The following is a 16,967-nucleotide window of genomic DNA, read 5'->3' on the forward strand; positions in this document are numbered from 1 at the left end:
ATTGGGGCCACACCCGCCCTCGGTCGCAATGCCAACGTTGACACTCTCTCGAGTGGGACACTCGAGGCATGACCGAGGTCGAGACGTCACGGACGAAGGCGTGGTTGATGGCGGCACGCCCACAGACCTTACCTGCGGCTGCAGCGCCCGTCATCGTCGGAACCGGACTCGCGGTCCACGAAGAGGTGTTCGCGCTGTTGCCGGCAGTGATGGCGTTCGTCGGCGCGGCGCTAATCCAGATCGGGACGAACTTCGCGAACGACTACTACGACGCGATCAAGGGGGCCGACACGGAGGATCGGGAAGGATTCACTCGAGTCACGCAGGCCGGCATTATCTCCCCGGAACAGGTGAAACTCGCGACGATCGTCACGTTCGCGCTGGCGATCCTCTCGGGGACCTACCTGGTCTACGTCGGCGGCGTCCCGATCCTCGCGATCGGACTCGTGAGCGTGCTCTGTGGCTGGGCCTACACGGGTGGACCCTATCCGCTGGGCTATCACGGCTTGGGCGACCTCTTCGTCTTCGTCTTCTTCGGAATCGTGGCGGTGATGGGCACCTTCTACGTCCAGGCGACTGCAGTGCTCGCGGAACCACTGACGACGACCGTTCCCGCCGGAACCGTCACGCTCGCGGCATTCGTCGCCAGCCTCCCCGTCGCCGCCATCTCGACGTGCATCATCATCGTGAACAATGTCCGAGACAGGGAGACCGACGCCGAGGCCGGCAAGCGGACGCTGGCAGTGCGACTCGGCTACCGGTGGAGTCGCATCGAGTTCGTCGCACTGCTCGCGCTCGCGTATCTCGCGCCGCTGTGGTTCTGGCCCATCTCCGGCGAGTTCGGCCCCGCCGTCCTGTTGCCGCTGGTGACGCTTCCCTACGCTGCCGTCATTGCCCGTACCGTCTGTACACGAACCGGCGGCGAGGCGCTGAACCCGGCGCTCGAGGGAACTGGCAAACTGCTCGCGCTCTACGCCGTCCTCTTCGCAGTGGGGCTCTCGATATGAGTTCGAACACGGACGACCACGAACTGCCGGAGCTTACCCTCGATATCCGCCCGTTCTCTTTGCCTCTCGAGAGCCCGCTCGAGACGGCCGGCGGCTCGATCGAGTCGCGAGAGGGATTTCTGGTTCGCGTCCTCGAGCGGTCGGCCGACGAGCCGACGGAGTCGACCGTCGGCTTCGGCGAAGCGACGCCGCTTGCCGGCTGGACCGAGTCGTACGACGACTGCGAGGCCGCCCTCGAGCGTGCGCGGACGGCGATTCGGTCGGACGGGCCGCAGGGGGCGCTCGCGGCCGTCGACGAACAGGTCGCGGCTCGCCACGCGGTCTCGCTCGCACTCGCTGACTTCGAGGCCTCGCAGTCGGCGACGCCGCTGTACCGACACCTCGGCCAGGAGTCGATGGTCGGTCGCGTTCCGGTGAACGCGACGATCGGTGACGGGGAGACCGACGAAACCGCGAAGAAAGCGATGGAAGCAGTCGACCGCGGCTTTACGTGTTGCAAGCTGAAAGCCGGGCTGCGAGACCTCGAGGCGGACATCGATCGCGTCCGTCGCGTTCGTGAGATGGTCGGCCCCGACGTCGAACTCCGGGTCGACGCGAACGAGGGCTGGACCTACGCCGAGGCCAAACGCGCACTCGAGGCGTTCGACGAACTGGACGTCTCGATCCTCGAGCAGCCGCTTCCTGCGGGCGCGCTCGAAGGGTACGCGGACCTCCGTGAAGCGGCCGGCGAGGTCGAAATCGCGCTCGACGAGGGTGTCCTCGAGCACGGGATCGACGGGATCTGTGGCGCCGATGCCGCCGACGTCGTGGTCCTGAAGCCGATGGCACTGGGTGGCGTCGACGTCGCTCGCGAGATCGCAGCGTGGGTGAGCCAACTCGATATTACGCCGCTGGTGACGACGACGATCGACGGCGTCGTCGCGCGAACGGGTGCCGTCCACCTCGCGGCGGCGATCCCTGACGTCCCCGCCTGTGGGCTCGCGACCGCGGAGTTGCTCGCCCAGGACCTCGGGCGCGACCCGGTTTTCCTGGAGAAGGGATCGGCAGTGGTTCCGCAGGCGAAAGGGCTGGGCGTCGAGGGGGTGTGGCCGGAGTGATCCCCGGACTCGAAGCGTCGCCGCCGGACCTCCTCGCTTCTCGCGCGGCCGCGACCCCCGAAACGACCGCGATGATCGACGTCGAAACGGGCCATGAGTGGACCTACACCGAGTTCGACGAACGCGTAGCGGCGGTCGCTCGAGCGTTCGCTCCCGATTCCTCACGAATCGGTATCCTGATGGATACCCGGCCGGCCTTTGCCGTCGTCTTCTTCGCCGCGATGCGGACGGGGACGACTGTCGTCCCGCTGAACGTCCGCGAGACGACCGAGACGCTCGCAGGGAAGGTCGAACGAACCGGTTGCGAGACGATCGTCTGTGAGCGTGAAACCGAGGGAACGGCGCTCGAGATCAGCGATCGGACGAACGCCGGACCAGTCGTCTCGGTCGACGAGCCCGAGGCGGGAACCGTCGAGTATCTCTCCGATCGGACGGAAGACGGCGTCTCGAGCGCGTCGGATCGCGAAATCGATCCCGACGACACCCAGCTGATCATGTTCACGTCGGGTACCTCCGGCGAGCCGAAAGGCGTCCGTCTGACCGTCGGGAACCTGCTCGCCAGTGCGACGGCGTCGGCGTTCCGGCTCGGCGTCGATCCCGACGATCGGTGGCTCTGCTGTCTCCCGATGTACCACATGGGTGGGCTCGCGCCCGTCCTCCGGTCGACGCTGTACGGAACGACCGTCGTGATCCAGCGCGAGTTCGACCCCCTGGAGACGGCCCGCGTCCTCGAGGAGTACGACGTCACCGGCGTCTCACTCGTCCCGACGATGTGCAAGCGACTGCTGGAGGCCGGCTGGGAACCCGCCGACTCGCTGCGGTTCGTCCTGCTCGGCGGCGCGCCTGCAACCGAGGACTTGCTCGAGCGCTGTCTCGAGGCCGGCGTGCCCGTCCACCCGACTTATGGGATGACCGAGACGGCCTCCCAGATCGCGACGGCGACGCCCGAAGAGATACGGTCACACGAGGGAACTGTCGGCCGGCCACTCGTCGGCACCGAAGTGACGGTCGTCGACGACGACGGCGAGCGGGTTCCGCCCGGCGAACCCGGCGAACTGGTCGTCTCGGGGCCGACGGTGACGCCGGGCTATCTCGAGGACGAGCAGACCGCTGCAGCCATCGGAGAACGAGGGCTACACACGGGCGATATCGGCTACCGCGACGAGGGCGGTCGACTCTGGATTCTCAACCGCCGCAGCGACCGCATCGTCACGGGCGGGGAGAACGTCGACCCCGGCGAGGTAATCGACGCCTTGCGGTCTCATCCCGACGTCGACGACGCCTCTGTCGTCGGTCTCCCCGACGAAGAGTGGGGCGAACGGGTCGCCGCCGCGGTCGTACCGGCGGGCGACGGCCTCGAGTACGCATCGGTGTTCGAGCACTGCGACGAGCGACTCGCGGGGTTCAAACGACCGAAGACGCTCGCGGCCGTCGACGAACTCCCCCGGACTGCGTCGGGGACGGTCGATCGCGAGGGGGTTCGAGAGCGATTGCTCGAGGACGGCGTCGGCGTAAGTGACGCCCGTCGATAACCCTCGGCCGACTGAAACTTGCGGAAGACGACGTCGGCTCGTCGAACGCACTTACCGCACGACCTTCGAGAGGGCTGGCTGTTTGGGCGTGAACTCGTGCTGTTTCGTTCCACTACTACGGTCCGTGGGGTACTGACGTTGCAGCGACAGCTGCGAAGCCCCTGATTCGGATCGCTGTAACTATCTACCGTCGATCACCGGCTCCGTATCTGGCGATCGGCAGTAATTGCATACAGCGGTCCATATGACAGCGACAACCGATAGAATCTGAGGCGGCTAAACCGGCCGCGATGGAACGAGTGTCAGGCTGTGGTCGAACTGTTGACCGTGTAGACTACGCCCACGAGACAGCCAACCGGAATGGTGAGCCACCACGTGAGGGCGAACCCGACGGCGACGACGATACCGGCCAACTCGAGCGCGTTCGCCAGCGCCGACCCCGCCGCAGCTGACCCTGCTCCTGTAACGAAGAACATTGCCGCGATGGGGACGAACGCCGCGACGTACGTCGCTACCGCACCGACGACACCTCTCAACGCACCGCTGAAAGCCGTCTGCGTTTGGATGGCTCGCCATCCGGCCACTCCGATGAGAAACGCTGTCGGTGCGGCAATAACCGATCCGACCGTCGAGAAGTAGACGACCCAGTGGAACTCGAGCGCTGCAAAGTACGGCGACCAATCGAGACCGAGATGACCGGAATCGACGAGCCAGACTGAGAAAATGTACAGTGCGGCCGCAAGGACGGCACCGATCGCGGCTGCGTATCCTGCAGCGATATCGTCTCGGTCCGTTCCGGGGCCGTATTGGTCGTAGGTCGTTCGGAGGGCGTCCTGGTTGGAGGGCAGCATACGATATATTACTATTCTAACTAATCATAAATACTTTCTTCGGTTGAAACGAGCGAAGTGTACCGACCCGTGGAGACTGCGACTGCTGTGGCTGGGAGTTTGCAAGTTGCGTTCGTCCGATTACGTCCGTTCGATTCGACCGTCGTCCACAGTCAAGTTAAGAGTCTGCCATCCGTACCACGAGTCGTGTGTACGCTCACGCTCGCGTGGCAGGTTTTCGACGACGCACCGGTCGCGGTCGCAGCGAACCGAGACGAGCGCCTCGAGCGCGACTCGCTCTCGCCCGGCATCTACAGTGAGGAGCCGACGGTGGTCGCGCCGCAGGACGCCGAGGCTGGCGGCACCTGGATCGGCTACAACGAGTTCGGCGTCTTCGCAGGGATCACGAACCGCTGGATCGACCACGACCTGGCCGGCGACCGCTCCCGTGGACTGCTGGTGGCGGACGTCCTCGAGGCGCGTTCGGCTGGTGAAGCAGCCGCAATCGTCGAGGATGCGACGGCAGCCGCCGAGTACGACGGCTTCCATCTGGTCATCGCCGACGCCGAGGACGCGTACTGCTACCAGTGGGACGGTGACCTCGAGGTCACGGCGTTCGATCCCGGCGTCCACGTCGTGGTCAACGTCGCGGTCGACGACGACGCGGACGTCCCGTCCGCTCGGGCGGACGCGGCTCGAGCGCAGGCCGAAAACGCTCGCGGGGTCCGCGAGGAACTGTCCGTCGAGAAGGACGAGAGCGGCGAGCCGACGGAAACGGTCGAGGAGTGGCTCGAGCGCGCTGGCAACGTACTCGGCGATCACGAGTACGGCGTCTGCATCCACGGAGACGGCTTCGGAACTCGATCGTCGTCGCTGATCGCGATCGGTCCCGAGCAGTCACCGCCCGCCGTTCGATACTCGTATGCCTCGGGTCCGCCGTGCCGGACTGAGTACGATCGCATTGGGGTTTCGCTCGAGGCAGGTAGAGCAGAAATGGACGCCACGAGCGAGGTCGACGACGAAAGGCACATTTAAGCGGCTCCCCCAATTCTGTTGTGGACATGGACGAACTCCTGCCTGTCGCGGCGAGCACGGAGGGGTGGTCACCGTGAGCGTTTCCGCGGTCGAAGAAGAACTGTCCGAGGACGAGCGTGCCGGGCTCGAGCTCGTTCGCGAGACCGGGGGAATCCACCAGAGCGACTTCTGGAAGGAACTGGACGTTTCCTCGCGCAAGGGGAGCCGAATCGTCGAGTCACTCGTCGAGAAGGGGCTGGTCGACCGCGAGGAGACGGTCTACGACGGACACAACACTTACTACATCAGCCCGACGGCGCGGGACCTGGATTTCACACTCTTGATGGCCGGCGACATGCTCTCGCCGTTTATCGGCGAGGAGGAGGTCGATCCCAACAGCGACGCCTTCTCGCAATGGATCATGAACCTCGCCTACGAGGAGTAACGAGTTTCTTTTCGAGGATTTGGTCGGTATCGTCGTCGTCGTGATCGAGTAGACTCGTCTCCAGCAAACCCACTGAACACCTCGATACGGACGTTCCGACAGTCCCGGCAACCCCAATAACCTAACCCTCTTTACATTCAGCTGTTTATCATAATGCGATGCGCTCGAGGGTGCCAAAACCACACGTTCTCGTTGTGTTCGTCTGTTTTGTTTTCGTGGTTAGTCTGAGTACGATACGTCTCGTAGAACATAGTACGAACTGGAGTTCGTGGCTCTGGGCAGGAACAGTTTCTATCGGTGTTTTCCTTATTACTGGACCGTTCGCGTGGCATATTCGTGACCGGATATCAGCGAATCGGTACGGGAAACTCCGAATTATTGGATTTGGACTCCTGTTTGTCGTTACACTCGTACTCAGTGTCGAACTGCCGCTCCGGGGTCTTTCGCAGTTCCTCTATGCGACGGTTCTTGGCGGTACTCTCGGATACGTCACGACAGTCGTCGTTGAACAGGGAGTCGTTTCTGACCACCGCCAGTCTATGACGGGCAAGTAACGAGAACGACTTTCTCCTTCGACGGGTCTGTCAGAGTCGACATACGCCGTTTCCATCTATAGATTCCACGCAGTGTCGGTAGTGTCGAGAAACTCTCGTCCGAAGAGGACGATCTCGTCATCGACCTCGAGCGGTCCGGTTTCGTCGCCCATTGGCCACTGATGAGATATTACACTAGTGGAGACGGGGGAATACTCCAATTTGAGTGCGGACACTGTACTCTATGACAGCAAGGACTGCTAATCCACCAATCAATAGTCCCTGAATGACTGGTGAAAAATAAAGAACGATGGAGGGTTCCATACTGTATCCAGAGATAATTTCGCTCACCACGCCGAATTGTACGTACAAACTAAACAGGAGTGGTAGTATGATACTGTACTGCAGAAGCATATATACAGGTGCTGCAGCAACAATAAAAATTGGGGTTGCCAAAACTATGATCTCCAGTCTGATACTGCCAGAGATGGAAAATATTCCATAGACGGCAGTAGCTACATGAAGCAGTCCGAAAATAATAGATACTCCTAGTACTGTTATTCCTCTCCTCATAATAACAATTCTACAATATATTCTACGTGGTTTTCACCAGACATTTCCTTGCCTTGGTATTGTCTTCTATGACTCATTAGGCTTTTTCTAGACGTTTAGTCGCGACTATAGACTAGATAGTGCCACACGAATCGTCGCGCTCTTCGATCGAGTTCTCGAGAGCTATCTCTTCCTCGAGTGCCGAGTAACCGCCGGGGAAACCGTCAGGCACGACTGCGGTTGTAGTGAGATGCAGTCTCCGGTTCACAGTTTACTGCAGCTCTCTACCTGTTATCTGTTTTGTTGAAATAATAGGTGATCCTGGAACGCTGTTCGGTTCGATGGCAGTCCCGGGCGATCGAAACCGGTTTACTCGAGCGCGCTCGCCGCCTGAATAATCCGCTCTTCGCCGAACGCGGGACCGATTAGCTGCAGGCCGACGGGAAGTCCGTCGGTTTCACCGGCGGGAACCGAAATCGCGGGCAGGTCCGCGAGGTTCACTGGAACGGTGTTCGCGTCCGCGAGGTACATCTGGAGGGGGTCCTCGAGGCTCTCGCCGAGTTCGAACGGCGGCACGGGCATCGTCGGCGAGGCCAGCACGTCGGCTTCCGAGAGGGCCTCGTCGAAGTCCTGTTTGACCCACGCTCGGGCGTCCTGGGCTTTCTTGTAGTACTTGTCGTGGTAGCCGGCAGAGAGCGCGTACGTGCCGAGCAGGATGCGGCGTTTGACCTCGTCGCCAAAGCCTTCCTTTCGGGCCTCCGAGAACGCCTCGTTCCAGTTGCCGTCGTAGCCGCCGGAGTTGCCGTATCGGACGCCGTCGAACCGCGCGAGGTTCGAGGACGCCTCGGACATGGCGATCACGTAGTAGGCTTCGACGGCGTGTTCGACCGACGGCAGGGAGACCTCGTGGTACTCTGCACCCTTGTCCTCGAGGTCGGCGATGGCGTCCCAGAACGTCTCGACGACGTCCTCGTCTGCACCCTCGAGCAGTTCCGTGGGGACGCCGATGGTGAGGCCGTCGACGTCGCCGGTGGCGGCGTCGGCGTAGCTCTCGCCCTCGAGTTGTGGCTCGCGCGTGGTTGCGTCCCGTTCGTCGCTCCCCGCGATCACGTCCAGCAGTGCAGCGGCGTCCTCGACGGTGTTCGCGAAGGGACCGATCTGCTCTAGGCTGTTGGCGTAAGCGACGAGTCCGTATCGGGAGACCAGCCCGTAGGTGGGCTTGATCCCGACGACGCCACAGAACGCGGCTGGACAGCGGATCGAGCCGCCGGTGTCGGAGCCGAGCGCGACGTCTGCCTCGCCTGCGGCGACTGCGGCGGCCGATCCGCCGGAAGAGCCACCGGGAACGCGGCCAGGCGCGGCAGGGTTGTCCACGGCACCGAAGTTCGAGGTCTCGTTGGTCGTCCCCATCCCGAACTCGTCCATGTTGGCCTTACCGACGATGGTTGCGCCTGCGTCTTTCAGGCGGGAGACGACCGTCGCGTCGTAGGGCGGGACGTACTCCTCTAGCATCGCCGACCCGCAGGTCGTTCGGACGCCCTCGGTCGAGATGTTGTCCTTGACGGCGACGGTCGTGTCGGCCAGCGGGCCGTCCTCGTCGCCTTCGATTCGGTCTTCCGTGATGAAGATGTTTGCCGACATGATCAGGAAACGTTCGGGCCCTTGAAGTAGCCGTCCTCGGTTTCGGGCGCGTTCCGGAGCGCCTCCTCGCTATCCAGCGACTCACGTTCCTCGTCCGGCCGCATCACGTTCACCAGGTCGGCCTCGCGGTCGACCTCGGGAACCTCGTCCAGCGTCTCGAAGTACTCGAGGATGTCCGCGAACTGTCGGGTGAACTGGTCGACCTCGTCGTCTGCGAGGTCGACGCGGGCCAGCTCCGCGACGTGGCGGACTTCCTCGGGGCTGACGGCGTCGTCGCTCATACGTGTCCGAACCCGCTTCCGGGGAGTAAGGGTTTCGATACGTGGGAACTGCCCCGGTTGCTCGAGCGGTCACGGATATCGTCGCAACCACCCGAGGTTACGCCAGCCGTCACCGAAGTTTTTAAGTAACCGACGTTCGTTACTAGGATCACTACAGAGCGTTTTATCGACGTTTCGATCGGTCCCAACACAATGACTGACTCCAGCATTCGAACTCGCAGCGACCAGCGACGTCAGGCCGACCGAGTGGAGTCGAACGAAGAGACGAGCGAACGCGAGCAGTGCCCGGAGTGTGACGGACGGCTGATATCGGATACCGAACACGCCGAGACCGTCTGTGCCGACTGCGGCCTCGTCGTCGACGAAGGAGAGATCGACCGCGGCCCCGAGTGGCGCGCGTTCGACGCAGCCGAGAAAGACGAGAAGTCCCGCGTCGGCGCCCCCACGACGAACATGATGCACGACCAGGGGCTGTCGACCAACATCGGCTGGCAGGACAAGGACGCCTACGGCCGATCGCTCTCGAGTCGGCAGCGCCAGAAGATGCAGCGCCTGCGAACGTGGAACGAGCGGTTCCGCACCCGCGACTCGAAGGAACGCAACCTCAAGCAGGCGCTCGGAGAGATCGATCGGATGGCCTCCGCACTGGGACTTCCCGACAACGTCCGCGAGACTGCGTCGGTCATCTACCGGCGCGCACTCGAGGAAGACCTGCTCCCGGGACGCTCGATCGAGGGCGTCTCGACGGCGTCGCTGTACGCCGCTGCACGTCAGGCAGGCACGCCGCGCAGCCTCGACGAAATCTCGGCGGTCTCCCGCGTCGAAAAAGACGAGATCGCCCGCACCTACCGTTACGTCATTCGAGAACTGGGGTTGGAGGTCCAGCCGGCCGACCCCGAAAGTTACGTGCCGCGGTTCGCGAGCGACCTCGACCTCCCCGACGAGACCGAACGCCGCGCCCGACAGCTACTCAAGACCGCCAAAGACGCCGAGATCCACAGCGGGAAATCACCCGTCGGACTGGCCGCCGCCGCGGTGTACGCCGCCGCCCTGCTGACCAACGAGAAGGTCACCCAGAACGACGTCAGCGAGGTCGCGAGTATCTCCGAAGTGACGATCCGCAACCGGTATCACGAACTCCTCGAGGCCGAGGAGGGCGCGCCGGTCTGATCGATTTCTGCGGCGAGAAAATTCCATATTAACTCGAGATCGCTTCCTCCTGGTCGCTCGTTCACGTATTTAGTCAGGTCATACTGAACTGGTAGTCACCCGTCGACGACAGTATGGAATGCGATAACTGTCGTTCGGAGGAGGTTGCGTACACGCTCAGGACGCATCCGGAGACGAACGCTGGCGACCACGTCGACCTGCACTTCTGTTCGTCGGACTGTCTCAGCGTGTGGACGTAAGTGGTCAGTACGCTCCGACGACGTACAGCTGGCCGATCCCGGCGAGGATCAGGACGAGACCGCCGAGACGAACGATGCGGTCGACGTGGCCGGCCAGCCGCCCTGCGCTGACGGCGTAGCCGACCGCCGTCGCCACGGTCACCGCGAGCAAGAGGACGCCGAAGCCGACGACGTAGGCACCGAGGACCACGGCACCGGCGGCCGTCGACAGCGTCAACGACTGGAAGACGATCCCCAGGAACAGCGGCAACACACACCCCGTCGCGGCGATCGCGTACATGCCGCCAAAGATCGCGAACCCCCAGATACTCGAGCGGCGCTTCGGCAGGACGGCGTGGACCGCGCCGGGGCCGCCGTAGAGGATCCAGCCACCCACCGCGATCAGTGCGATGCCGACGCCGTACTCGAGGGCGGGCAGTATCCCCTGGAGCGTCTCGCCGGCGAGTAGCGCGACGACCGAGAGGACGCCGAGGACGACGACGGCACCGGCGGCAGCAGCCAGTCCACGGACGATCGTGCCACCAAGTGGCGGTTGCTCCTCACCGGTCGCGGAGACGTAGTAGCCGACGTAGCCGGGCAACAGCGCGTACGAACACGGCGAGAAAAACGCCGCGATGCCCGCGGCGAGCGCGAACGCGGCAGCGCCGAGCAGTTCGCCCGAGAACACGGCCGCTCACACTCCGTCCAATTGTGCTGCGATCGGCTCGCGGAGCTCCTCGAGGGACTTACTCCCTCGGTCGGACCAGGTCACGACGTTGTCCTCGTCGAGGACGAAGCTGTAGGGGACGCCCGAGGCGTTCAGTTCGCTGGTGAGTTCGAGGTCGTCGTCGATCGCGACGGCCCATCGGCCGTCGTGGGCGTCCCACCAGTCGGCGACGTCCTCGCGGGTGACGCTGCGGCCGATCGGCTCGTTGGAAACCGAGACGAACTGGATCCGGTCGCCGAACTCGTCGTAGAGTTCGCCGGTCGGCTCCATCATCCGCTCGCAGACGTCACACCAGGTCGCAAATAGCTCGAGGAAGGTGACCCGTCCCGGCTCGGGGACGATGGCCGTTCCAGCGTCGCTCCCGGGAGCCTCGAGCGTCTCGAGTTCGATCGGCTCGATCGCGTCGTCGCTCTCAAGGGGGTCGACGCCGCCCAGTGCGTACGCTGCTCCCGCTCCTGTGGCTGCGAGTGCTGCGGCTCCAGCGATGACTTCGCGACGGCGCATCGTCACCACCCCTCGACGACGGCCCTCGTGTCTTCGACGACGTCGCCGGGCGTCGGTACTTCGCCGGAGTAGGCCCGCTCGACGTAGCCGTCCTTGTTGACCAGCAGGAGGAGGACGTGGTGGACGAAGGCCATCTCGTGGCCACCTTCGTCTTCCTCGTCGTGGCCATTCCCGTCGTCGTGCCCCATCTCTTCGTCGTGCCCGTTTTCGCCGTCGTCATCCGGTTCGGCTGGATCGAACGCACAGCCGAACTCCTCTTCGACGACGGCCTTGGCGTCGGTCTCGTCCTCCGGGCGGAGGGTGTACCAGTGGCCGGGCTCGTGCTCGATGCCATAGGTCTCCTCGTACTCGGCGAGCACCTCGGGGGTGTCGTGTGCCGGATCGAACGTGATCGGGAGGAACGCGACCTCGTCGGCGTACCCCTCCTCGATGGCGTCGTCCTGGACGTGACGGAGCGTCCCCATCAGTCCCGGACAGGCACCCGGACACCGCGTGAAGACGAACGTGTAGAAGGCGTGGCGTTCGCCGTGGAATTCGGTCGTCGTTACCTCTCTGTTCTGCAGCGGCGCGGGAACGGTGACGTCGGGAATGGGCTCGCCGTAGATCGGGTACTGGACTCGGTCCGGGTCGGCACGGTCGTGGCCTTCCGGCGGTCCCAGGACGACGTTCTCGTCGGCCCCGTCCCGACCCGTCATCGCGTCGGCACAGCCGGCGACCGTCGCCGAGAGCGCCGCCGCTCCAGTTACCTGTAGGAATCGGCGTCTGTCGATTGGTTGTATAGGCATGATTGTGTGGATCGGGTGGGCGTTACGGCCCCGCCTCGATGACGGGGCGAGTCTCTTCGTTCAGCGTCTCGAACGCGTTCTGAGCCTGCGTCGGTAACGCAGGCTGGGGCTCCTCGAGCGCCGGTTCGTCGTCCGGATCCGGCCAGCCGACGACGACGCGACCGACCGCGCCGACGTGTTCGTGGGACGTACAGACGTGTCGCGTGTCGGCGTAGTCGTAGACGCCTTCGCGGTCGAACGTCCGTTCGAAGCTGTCTCCCTCACGGGAGAGCTGGTCGCTGGCCCACGGCTCGGCCTCGTCGGGGATCCGCTGGGGGCCGTGCGTGTCTGGATGGTACGAGGTGACGTCGTGTCGTCCGTCCTCGTTGATCCAGGTGACGGTCCCGCCGACCGTGACGTGGACAAGCCACGGATCGAACTGGGGGTACGGCGTCGAGGTCGTCACGACCTCGGCTCCGCCAGTCGGCGAACCGAGTTCGCCGGTTCCGTCGTCTTCGTCGTCGGAACGGTCGTCACTCGGCCTCGAGAGACACCCTGCGAGCGCGAGCGTCGTACCGGCAGCTGTCGTCTGCAGCAGGCGGCGGCGCGTGATGGGTGTCGTTGTCATGGCTCTGGTTGGGGGAGAGCCCGAGTTTCCTCGAGCGTCTCAGGGATCTTCGTCGTAGATGTCCGGGTTCTCCTCGCCCTCGACGTCGATCACGCCGAGCATGCCCTTGCGGACGACTCGCGAGAGGGCGTGGTCGACGATCTTGACGGGGCCGGGGACGTGCATCTCCATGTCCCCTGCGACGACCGTCCCGGGTGCGACCGGTGCGGTTTCGACGTTTTGACCGGGCTCCGAGAGCAGGTCGCCGTCGCGGTAGTATTTCGACCAGACGTTCCCGATCGGGTGCAAGGCGCTGGTGAGGTTCGGTCCGCCGTTGGCGAAGTACACTCGAACGGTTTCGCCGACTTCGGCTTTGACGGGACCGTGCTGGCCGTCCGGCGTGAAGCCGTAGGCCTCGCCGTTCAGGAGGACGTACGTCGGGTCCTCGTCGGCCGTCGCGTCGAAGTCGTAGGTGTGGTGGCCTTCCTCGCCGGCCTCGCCGTCGGTGTAGACCTCGTGCTGTCCGAAGTAGAACTCGCGGTCCACTTCGGGCAGTCCCTCTTCGGGTTCGACCAGGATCGCGCCGAACATCCCCAGGCTGATGTGCTGGTCCATGTTCGGGACCGCACAGTGGTAGATGTGGACGCCGGCGTACTTCGGCTGGAATCGTAGTCGAGCGGGTTCGTCGCCGGGAGCGATCGTCGTCGCCTCGGCACCGCCACCGGGCCCGTAGACCGCGTGGAAGTCGACGTTGTGCATGTCGACGTTGTGCTCGTCGGGCACCTCGAAGGTGAGGTCGATCGTGTCACCTTCGCGAACCCGGATCATCGGTCCTGGGATCTGCCCGTCGTAGGTCATGTAGTTGAGGGTGACGCCGGGTTCGATTTCGGCGGTGACCTCGATCGTCTCCATCGTGATCTCGTGGGTCCTGGGCTCGTCCCAGTCTACCGGGGGCGGAAGGTCTGCTGGATCGGCCGCGATAGCGTCGACGTCGACGGGTTCGGCCGCTGGAAGACCCTGTTCACCGTCATCAGCCGACGGTTCGGGGTCTGCATCTGTCTCCGAGGGAGTTCCCTCGAGGCAGCCGGCAACTGCCACGACGCCGGTCGCTCCGATGCCTTTCATGAAGGTTCGTCGGTTTGCGGTGTATTGGGTCATTGTGGTTCTCCTCATCTGAATAAACACCCCTCATATGTAGAACGGTATCGGGAATTCTACAAAAGAGGGAATACCATCGAACATGTTCGTCTGAGGGGTGGCGTTCTCGAGAGTCCGTTCACCGGTCGGCTTTGAAGCCGAGTCAGCACGTAGACGACGGTATGGACGCCACAAAACCGGCAGTCGACTCGGCCTCACTCTCGACCACCGTGGGGAACTCGACGTTCAGGTCAGTAAACGGCCTCCAGCTACACGCACGGGTCGCCGGTGATCCGGACGATCCGCTCGTGGTGTTGCTCCATGGCTTTCCCGAGTTCTGGTACGGCTGGCACGAGATGATCGAACCGCTCGTCGAGGACGGGTTTCGCGTGCTGGCCCCCGACCAGCGAGGGTACAACCGCAGCGAAAAGCCGGAGTCGGTACGTGCCTATCGCCGGCCCGAACTCGCACGCGACGTGGTCGAACTGATCGCTACCGAGAGTCGGGACACCGCCGCCGTCGTCGGCCACGACTGGGGTGGAATCGTCGCGTGGGAGCTTGCACTTCGATACCCCCAGGTCGTCGACCGACTCGCAGTCGTCAACGCACCGCATCCGACCGCGTTCCGCCGACAACTCCTCTCGAACCCCGACCAGATCCGACGAAGCTGGTACGCGTACACCTTCCAGCTCCCATGGCTTCCCGAACGGGTCTGCCGCTACGACGATTTCCGCGTCCTCGAGCGAGCGCTTCGTGGAACGGCGGATTCGGAGGCGTTCTCCGATGCAGACCTCGAGCGCTATCGTCGGGCGTGGCGTCGAGAGGGTGCTCTCACCGGAATGCTGAACTGGTACCGGGCGAACGCGCGGTATCCGTCACCGCCGCCGAGGGATCGGGTCGACGCACCCACGCTCGTCGCCTGGGGTGAGGAAGATACCGCGCTCGTCCCCGAACTGGCAATCGACAGCTACGACCACTGTACGGACGGCCGCCTCGAGTTGTTCCCGGACGCGAGTCACTGGCTCCCGCGAGAAAAACCGGATCGGTTGGCGGAACTACTGTGTGAGCACCTGGACGGTTAGGTGTCCGGGTCCCAGATGACGGTCACGACCTCGTCCTCGAGTTCGACGGTGTCGTGGGCGTAGCCCCGGTCCTCGAGTTTAGGGAAGAGAAACTGCGGGACGCGGTCGTTTCGCTGGACGAGGACCGTCTCGTCGGAGAGGTCGACGAGCGTCTCGAGAGTGGTTTTCAGCGGCTCCGGTGGACCGAGCGTGCGGACGTCGATCGTCTCCCGGGGGTGGTCGGTCGGTGCGTCGGTGCGTTCGACGACGGAACGATGCGACTGCATACGCGTATCGACGGGCTCAGTGTGTGTAGATTCCGTGCCGTACGTGTTCGGATCGAAATGCGGGCTGGGGTGGTACCGTTTCGAGCGTCGATTGATGGGCCGAACCGATCTGTACCGGCCCGCCGGATCAGGCCTGGACCGCCACTAGACCTCCTGTTTCGGGAATCTGGCGACGAACTCGTCTGTGGCGACCTGTTCGACCTCGTAGGAATCGGCATCGAAGCTGTCGACTTCGGCCTGGAACTCGTAGAACAGCGGCTTCGGTTCGTGGTCGTTGACGATGGTCAACGTCTCGCCAGGCTCGAGTTCCTCGAATTTTTCGTGGATAGTTGGATGGCGGTTTACCGGTGGAATGTCCCTGACGTCGAGTCGTGTCATGCAGATGGATGTGGGTCGTGGAGGTTCGTTTCGGTTTGGCCGAACACGTTCGCGTTCGGTCGGCTGCTGTCCGTCAGTGACGGTGCAACCACTGGGGTCCGGTTGCCCCAGTAAATCGTCACAGCAGGCCGTATCAGGCGTGTTCGACGTAGACGTACCAGAGGCCGCCGTCTTGCTGGTGGCTCTCGTGTGCGTAGCCGCGCGCGTCGAGTACCTCGTAGAGCGGTTCGGGTTCGAACGGTGCGATCAACTGGAGTCGTTCTCCGTCTTCGAGGGATTCGAGTGCGGCCATGATGTCGTCGAACGGCGGGCCCTCGATCTCGCGTACGTCGATCGTCCGGTCAACTTGTTCGGTCGTCATCGGCTATCGTTTCGCCCCCATGCAGGTTGGATGTTCACTCGAACATATTCGACCTGCCCGAATTCCCACGCCGTAGGAACTACGCCGAACATATTCGTGGGTATGGGTTTATGAGTCCATCTAGAACACCAAACCATGGTTCAAGCGACTCTCACGGTCACGCTGCCGGAACAGGTCTGGGTCGAGCAGGTCTCGACCGACTATCCGGATGCGACGTTTCGCGTCCTCGGCGCGGTCCCGGGCTCCGAGAGCGGGTTCGCTCTCGTCCGAGTGACAGGCTCGGACGTCCCGGACGTCGTCGACGACATGAACGACCATCCCCAGATCACGGAGCTCACACTGGCCCAGTGGAGCGAGAACGAAGCGACGGTCCACTTCGAGACGACGGCCCCACTGTTGCTGTTCTCCTCGAGAGATTCGGGAATGCCGATCGAGCTTCCCGTCGAAATCAAGGACGGCGAGGCGACGATCGAGGTCACCGGCTCGCGCGACCGACTCGCCGAACTCGCAGAACAGCTCGAGAGCTTCGGGCTCCAGTATCGCATCGAGAACGTCCGTGAGCGACTCCACGAGAGCCAGCTCCTCTCGGATCGCCAGCTCGAGGTACTCACTGCTGCCGTCGAGGAAGGGTACTACGACACGCCACGCCGATGTTCGCTGACCGACCTCGCGGGCCACCTCGACATCGCCAAGTCGACGTGTAGCGAGACGCTTCACCGTGCCGAGGAAGCGATCATTAAACGGTTCGTCGAGGACCTGCCGATGACCGGCGAAGACTCACTCGAGGAACAGCTCGTTTCGAACTGACCGTAACGTGTCTC

At 63.4% G+C, this 16,967-nt stretch carries 20 protein-coding genes; 9 read left to right on the plus strand and 11 right to left on the minus strand.

All coding sequences use genetic code 11. The features are described from left to right. The first annotated feature begins 68 nt into the window (after positions 1-68). The 3 genes from BLR35_RS18785 to menE are packed head-to-tail and all read left to right on the plus strand — an operon-like array spanning position 69 to position 3,636. Positions 69-1,007 (plus strand): 1,4-dihydroxy-2-naphthoate polyprenyltransferase, encoded by a 939-nt coding sequence (locus BLR35_RS18785; protein WP_090385534.1) that lies wholly within the window; start codon positions 69-71, stop codon positions 1,005-1,007. After that, positions 1,004-2,104: a mandelate racemase/muconate lactonizing enzyme family protein gene (locus BLR35_RS18790; protein WP_090385537.1), complete on the plus strand. Its 1,101-nt coding sequence runs from the start codon at positions 1,004-1,006 to the stop codon at positions 2,102-2,104. The genes BLR35_RS18785 and BLR35_RS18790 overlap by 4 nt, the downstream gene beginning before the upstream one ends. Further along, positions 2,092-3,636: an o-succinylbenzoate--CoA ligase gene (menE, locus tag BLR35_RS18795; RefSeq protein WP_090385539.1), complete on the plus strand. Its 1,545-nt coding sequence runs from the start codon at positions 2,092-2,094 to the stop codon at positions 3,634-3,636. The genes BLR35_RS18790 and menE overlap by 13 nt, the downstream gene beginning before the upstream one ends. A gap of 302 nt (positions 3,637-3,938) precedes the next feature. Here the strand turns inward: menE and BLR35_RS18800 are convergent, their stop codons facing one another. Then, on the minus strand, positions 3,939-4,487 hold the full coding sequence (locus tag BLR35_RS18800; protein WP_090385542.1) for a hypothetical protein: 549 nt from the start codon (positions 4,485-4,487) through the stop codon (positions 3,939-3,941). Between the two features lie 186 nt (positions 4,488-4,673). Here BLR35_RS18800 and BLR35_RS18805 point away from each other — a divergent pair, with 186 nt between their 5' ends. After that, on the plus strand, positions 4,674-5,501 hold the full coding sequence (locus tag BLR35_RS18805; protein WP_090385545.1) for an NRDE family protein: 828 nt from the start codon (positions 4,674-4,676) through the stop codon (positions 5,499-5,501). Positions 5,502-5,574: 73 nt separating this feature from the next. Continuing rightward, positions 5,575-5,925 carry a helix-turn-helix transcriptional regulator gene (locus BLR35_RS18810; RefSeq protein WP_090385701.1) on the plus strand — a complete coding sequence of 117 codons (351 nt, stop codon included), beginning with the start codon at positions 5,575-5,577 and terminating at the stop codon, positions 5,923-5,925. Positions 5,926-7,379: 1,454 nt separating this feature from the next. On the opposite strand, the gene gatA is transcribed toward BLR35_RS18810, so the two are convergent. Both gatA and gatC read right to left on the minus strand, forming a co-directional pair. Beyond that, positions 7,380-8,651, minus strand: a complete 1,272-nt coding sequence (gene gatA / locus BLR35_RS18820) for an Asp-tRNA(Asn)/Glu-tRNA(Gln) amidotransferase subunit GatA (protein WP_090385550.1) — start codon at positions 8,649-8,651, stop codon at positions 7,380-7,382. A gap of 2 nt (positions 8,652-8,653) precedes the next feature. Further along, on the minus strand, positions 8,654-8,932 hold the full coding sequence (gatC, locus tag BLR35_RS18825; RefSeq protein WP_090385552.1) for an Asp-tRNA(Asn)/Glu-tRNA(Gln) amidotransferase subunit GatC: 279 nt from the start codon (positions 8,930-8,932) through the stop codon (positions 8,654-8,656). Between the two features lie 192 nt (positions 8,933-9,124). Between gatC and BLR35_RS18830 the strand changes: the two genes are divergently transcribed. Together BLR35_RS18830 and BLR35_RS21175 are read left to right on the plus strand one after the other, a co-directional pair. Beyond that, on the plus strand, positions 9,125-10,102 hold the full coding sequence (locus BLR35_RS18830; RefSeq protein WP_090385555.1) for a transcription initiation factor IIB: 978 nt from the start codon (positions 9,125-9,127) through the stop codon (positions 10,100-10,102). 113 nt (positions 10,103-10,215) lie between these two features. Then, positions 10,216-10,341, plus strand: coding sequence for a hypothetical protein (locus BLR35_RS21175; RefSeq protein WP_280139375.1), 126 nt, complete (start codon positions 10,216-10,218; stop codon positions 10,339-10,341). Between the two features lie 4 nt (positions 10,342-10,345). On the opposite strand, the gene BLR35_RS18835 is transcribed toward BLR35_RS21175, so the two are convergent. The 5 genes from BLR35_RS18835 to nirK are packed head-to-tail and all read right to left on the minus strand — an operon-like array spanning position 10,346 to position 14,080. Continuing rightward, complete coding sequence (locus BLR35_RS18835) at positions 10,346-11,008, minus strand: cytochrome c biogenesis protein CcdA (protein ID WP_090385558.1); 663 nt, start codon at positions 11,006-11,008, stop codon at positions 10,346-10,348. A 6-nt stretch (positions 11,009-11,014) separates the two neighbouring features. Then, positions 11,015-11,551: a TlpA family protein disulfide reductase gene (locus tag BLR35_RS18840; protein ID WP_090385562.1), complete on the minus strand. Its 537-nt coding sequence runs from the start codon at positions 11,549-11,551 to the stop codon at positions 11,015-11,017. 2 nt (positions 11,552-11,553) lie between these two features. Then, on the minus strand, positions 11,554-12,336 hold the full coding sequence (locus BLR35_RS18845; protein ID WP_090385565.1) for an SCO family protein: 783 nt from the start codon (positions 12,334-12,336) through the stop codon (positions 11,554-11,556). A gap of 22 nt (positions 12,337-12,358) precedes the next feature. Then, entirely contained in the window at positions 12,359-12,943 is a 585-nt protein-coding gene (locus tag BLR35_RS18850; protein WP_090385569.1) for a cupredoxin domain-containing protein, read from the minus strand. Between the two features lie 39 nt (positions 12,944-12,982). Beyond that, positions 12,983-14,080 (minus strand): copper-containing nitrite reductase, encoded by a 1,098-nt coding sequence (gene nirK / locus BLR35_RS18855; protein ID WP_090385572.1) that lies wholly within the window; start codon positions 14,078-14,080, stop codon positions 12,983-12,985. Positions 14,081-14,241: 161 nt separating this feature from the next. Here nirK and BLR35_RS18860 point away from each other — a divergent pair, with 161 nt between their 5' ends. Further along, positions 14,242-15,141, plus strand: a complete 900-nt coding sequence (locus BLR35_RS18860) for an alpha/beta fold hydrolase (RefSeq protein WP_090385574.1) — start codon at positions 14,242-14,244, stop codon at positions 15,139-15,141. Here the strand turns inward: BLR35_RS18860 and BLR35_RS18865 are convergent. From BLR35_RS18865 to BLR35_RS18875, 3 genes are all read right to left on the minus strand, one after another. Beyond that, positions 15,138-15,407, minus strand: a complete 270-nt coding sequence (locus BLR35_RS18865; protein ID WP_090385577.1) for a DUF2249 domain-containing protein — start codon at positions 15,405-15,407, stop codon at positions 15,138-15,140. The two genes, BLR35_RS18860 and BLR35_RS18865, sit on opposite strands and share 4 nt — an antisense overlap. A 144-nt stretch (positions 15,408-15,551) precedes the next feature. After that, the gene (locus BLR35_RS18870; protein ID WP_090385579.1) at positions 15,552-15,785 is read right to left on the minus strand and encodes a DUF2249 domain-containing protein; all 234 of its coding nucleotides are present in this window, start codon (positions 15,783-15,785) and stop codon (positions 15,552-15,554) included. Positions 15,786-15,918: 133 nt separating this feature from the next. Further along, positions 15,919-16,146 (minus strand): DUF2249 domain-containing protein, encoded by a 228-nt coding sequence (locus tag BLR35_RS18875; RefSeq protein WP_090385580.1) that lies wholly within the window; start codon positions 16,144-16,146, stop codon positions 15,919-15,921. A 135-nt stretch (positions 16,147-16,281) separates the two neighbouring features. Between BLR35_RS18875 and BLR35_RS18880 the strand changes: the two genes are divergently transcribed. Next, positions 16,282-16,953 (plus strand): helix-turn-helix domain-containing protein, encoded by a 672-nt coding sequence (locus BLR35_RS18880; protein WP_090385583.1) that lies wholly within the window; start codon positions 16,282-16,284, stop codon positions 16,951-16,953. The last annotated feature ends 14 nt before the right edge of the window (positions 16,954-16,967 follow it).

Origin of the sequence: Natronobacterium texcoconense (assembly GCF_900104065.1) — an archaeon.
GTDB classification, from domain to species: Archaea; Halobacteriota; Halobacteria; order Halobacteriales; family Natrialbaceae; genus Natronobacterium; species Natronobacterium texcoconense.

Bases quoted from the DNA above. Each gene is read 5' to 3' on its own strand.
- BLR35_RS18785 (WP_090385534.1), top strand. From the start codon at position 69: ATGACCGAGGTCGAGACGTCACGGACGAAGGCGTGGTTGATGGCGGCA.
- BLR35_RS18790 (WP_090385537.1), top strand. From the start codon at position 1,004: ATGAGTTCGAACACGGACGACCACGAACTGCCGGAGCTTACCCTCGAT.
- BLR35_RS18800 (WP_090385542.1), bottom strand. From the start codon at position 4,487: ATGCTGCCCTCCAACCAGGACGCCCTCCGAACGACCTACGACCAATAC.
- gatA (WP_090385550.1), bottom strand. From the start codon at position 8,651: ATGTCGGCAAACATCTTCATCACGGAAGACCGAATCGAAGGCGACGAG.
- gatC (WP_090385552.1), bottom strand. From the start codon at position 8,932: ATGAGCGACGACGCCGTCAGCCCCGAGGAAGTCCGCCACGTCGCGGAG.
- BLR35_RS18830 (WP_090385555.1), top strand. From the start codon at position 9,125: ATGACTGACTCCAGCATTCGAACTCGCAGCGACCAGCGACGTCAGGCC.
- BLR35_RS21175 (WP_280139375.1), top strand. From the start codon at position 10,216: ATGGAATGCGATAACTGTCGTTCGGAGGAGGTTGCGTACACGCTCAGG.
- BLR35_RS18840 (WP_090385562.1), bottom strand. From the start codon at position 11,551: ATGCGCCGTCGCGAAGTCATCGCTGGAGCCGCAGCACTCGCAGCCACA.
- BLR35_RS18845 (WP_090385565.1), bottom strand. From the start codon at position 12,336: ATGCCTATACAACCAATCGACAGACGCCGATTCCTACAGGTAACTGGA.
- BLR35_RS18850 (WP_090385569.1), bottom strand. From the start codon at position 12,943: ATGACAACGACACCCATCACGCGCCGCCGCCTGCTGCAGACGACAGCT.
- nirK (WP_090385572.1), bottom strand. From the start codon at position 14,080: ATGACCCAATACACCGCAAACCGACGAACCTTCATGAAAGGCATCGGA.
- BLR35_RS18860 (WP_090385574.1), top strand. From the start codon at position 14,242: ATGGACGCCACAAAACCGGCAGTCGACTCGGCCTCACTCTCGACCACC.
- BLR35_RS18865 (WP_090385577.1), bottom strand. From the start codon at position 15,407: ATGCAGTCGCATCGTTCCGTCGTCGAACGCACCGACGCACCGACCGAC.
- BLR35_RS18870 (WP_090385579.1), bottom strand. From the start codon at position 15,785: ATGACACGACTCGACGTCAGGGACATTCCACCGGTAAACCGCCATCCA.
- BLR35_RS18875 (WP_090385580.1), bottom strand. From the start codon at position 16,146: ATGACGACCGAACAAGTTGACCGGACGATCGACGTACGCGAGATCGAG.
- BLR35_RS18880 (WP_090385583.1), top strand. From the start codon at position 16,282: ATGGTTCAAGCGACTCTCACGGTCACGCTGCCGGAACAGGTCTGGGTC.